The sequence below is a fragment of the Methyloceanibacter marginalis genome (assembly GCF_001723295.1).
GTDB classification, from domain to species: Bacteria; Pseudomonadota; Alphaproteobacteria; order Rhizobiales; family Methyloligellaceae; genus Methyloceanibacter; species Methyloceanibacter marginalis.
On sequence record NZ_LPWD01000338.1, the window covers coordinates 1 to 2168 of the forward strand.

Sequence of the window (2168 nt, forward strand, 5' to 3'; positions counted from 1 at the left end):
GGTAGCCGGGCGACGGCAGGCCGAAGGCGTCACCGTGTTCGAGAAGGGCGAGGAAGGCGAGTACAAAGCCCGCGGAAGAGCCCGCGGTGACGACGATGCGCTCGGGGCCGACGCGAACGCCGTACCGCTCGGTCATATAACCGGCGACGCGCTCGCGCAAAGCCGGCAGGCCCAGCGCCTCGGTGTAGCCTAGTCTCTCCTCGGCCAGGGCTCTTTGCGCGCGCTCGCGGGCCGCCCGTGGGGCGGGCGTGGCAGGCTGGCCGACCTCCATATGGATGATGTCCTCGCCGCCCGTCTCACGCCGATTCGCCTCGCTCATCACGTCCATGACGATGAAGGGATCGATGGCGCGCGTCTGCGCGAGGGGTCGCGGCAACCCATGCCTCTCAGACTTGTCACTCACCGGAGGCGTCCTCGCGCGTTGTTGATCGGCGGCAGGCGGCTTCTGTCACGTTGTCGCCGCAATCAAAAGTCAAGCACGTCGAGCTTGGCAATCGGCGGGGGCCGGCAGCGGCGTGCCAACCTAATGCCTTAAGAAGGCAAAAGAAAACAGGCGTCTTTGCCCGTTCTGCGCAAGCCTATACGATCACATCCGACCATGCCGTCCCTGGTTCACACTCGCTCCCGTTTCAGTCCGCCGCCATTGCGCACGGCGCTTGTCGCCGGCTTGATCGCGAGCCTCACCGTTCCGAGCGCGGCCAACGCGGCCGGCCTCATCCGCGACGCGGAGACCGAAGCGCTCATCCGCCAGTACGCCAAACCGATTCTGCGCGCCGCCGGGCTTGGCGCCCAGAACGTCAAGATTCACATCGTCAACGACCGCAACTTCAATGCCTTCGTCGTGGATGGGCACAACATGTTCATGCATGCGGGCACGCTGATGATCGCGGACACGCCCAACCAGGTCATCGGCGTCATCGCGCATGAGACCGGGCATATCACCGGCGGACATCTGGCACGGCTGCGCAATCAGGTCTCCAAGGCACAGTCGACGGCGCTCATGCTCCAGCTTCTCGGGCTGGCGGCCATGGCGGGCGGCGCGATTGCCGGCGCGCCCGGTGCGGCCCAAGTCGGCATGGGCGCGGCCATGGGCGGCACGGACGCGACCATGCGGACCCTGCTCTCCTACCGGCAGACCGAAGAGTCGTCGGCGGACCAGGCCGCCATGAAGTTCTTGGACGCCACCAAGCAATCGGGCCTCGGCATGCTGGAAACGTTCGAGGTGCTGGCCAACAAGCTACGCGGTATCCAGGGCATCAATCCCTATCTGATGACCCATCCCCTGCCGCAGACTCGTATCTCACAGCTCCGTACTCTGGTGGAGACGAGTCCCTATTATGAGGTGAAGGATCCGCCGGAACTTCAGTTCCGCCACGATCTCATCCGGGCCAAGCTCTCCGGTTTCCTCGACAAGCCGGAGATCGCCTTCAATCGCTATCCGCAAAGCGACACGTCGCTGCCGAGCGTCTACGCCCGGGCGATCGCCACCTATCGGCAGTCGGGCGTGCAAGTCGCCATGCCGCTGCTCGACCAACTCATCACCGCACAGCCGGACTGGCCCTATTTCTACGAGCTGAAGGGCCAGTTCCTGTTCGAGAGCGGCCGCGGTGCGGAAGCCATTTCGCCGCTCCGAAAGGCAGTCGAACTCGCTCCCCACGAGGCGCTGATCCAGATCATGCTGGGGCAGGCCCTGCTCGGAACCCAGGACAACCGTTATCTCGACGAGGCCATTCGGAACCTGCGCACTGCGCTTGCGCGCGAAAACACCTCGGCCATGGGCTACCGCCAGCTTGCCTCGGCCTACGCCCGCAAGGCCGACCTGGCCAAGCTCCGGCGCCAAGCGCAATTTCATGCCCAAGCATCGCTTGCCTCAGCCGAAGCCTATTTCTATGAAGGGCGCCTGGCCTTGGCCAAACAGCAGGCCAAGCGGGCCCAAGATGGGTTGCCGAACGGCACGCCGAATTGGATCCGGGCCAACGATATTCTCGCCTTCGAATTGCCTGGGCGCAAATAGCGCCACGAAGACCTCTAACCTCCGGAGTTGAGCATGACCCCTAAGACTGGCCTCGCCACCGCCCTGGTGGCCGCCGTCGTTGCCGCCATCGTGAGCGCCGCGACCGTTCTCATCGTTTGGCGCGCCGCCCCCGGTGTCGTCGACGCTCCGGGTG

At 65.0% G+C, this 2168-nt stretch carries 2 protein-coding genes; one reads left to right on the forward strand and one right to left on the reverse strand.

Going from position 1 to position 2168, the window contains the following annotated elements; all coding sequences use genetic code 11:
* Positions 1 to 403: aminotransferase class I/II-fold pyridoxal phosphate-dependent enzyme (locus AUC71_RS12160; RefSeq protein ID WP_244500939.1), on the reverse strand; the 403-nt coding region annotated here is incomplete at its 3' end.
* A 195-nt stretch (positions 404 to 598) separates the two neighbouring features.
* On the opposite strand from AUC71_RS12160, the gene AUC71_RS12165 reads away from it, so the two are divergent.
* On the forward strand, positions 599 to 2014 hold the full coding sequence (locus tag AUC71_RS12165) for a M48 family metalloprotease (RefSeq protein WP_069624479.1): 1416 nt from the start codon (positions 599 to 601) through the stop codon (positions 2012 to 2014).
* Positions 2015 to 2168 lie beyond the last annotated feature (154 nt).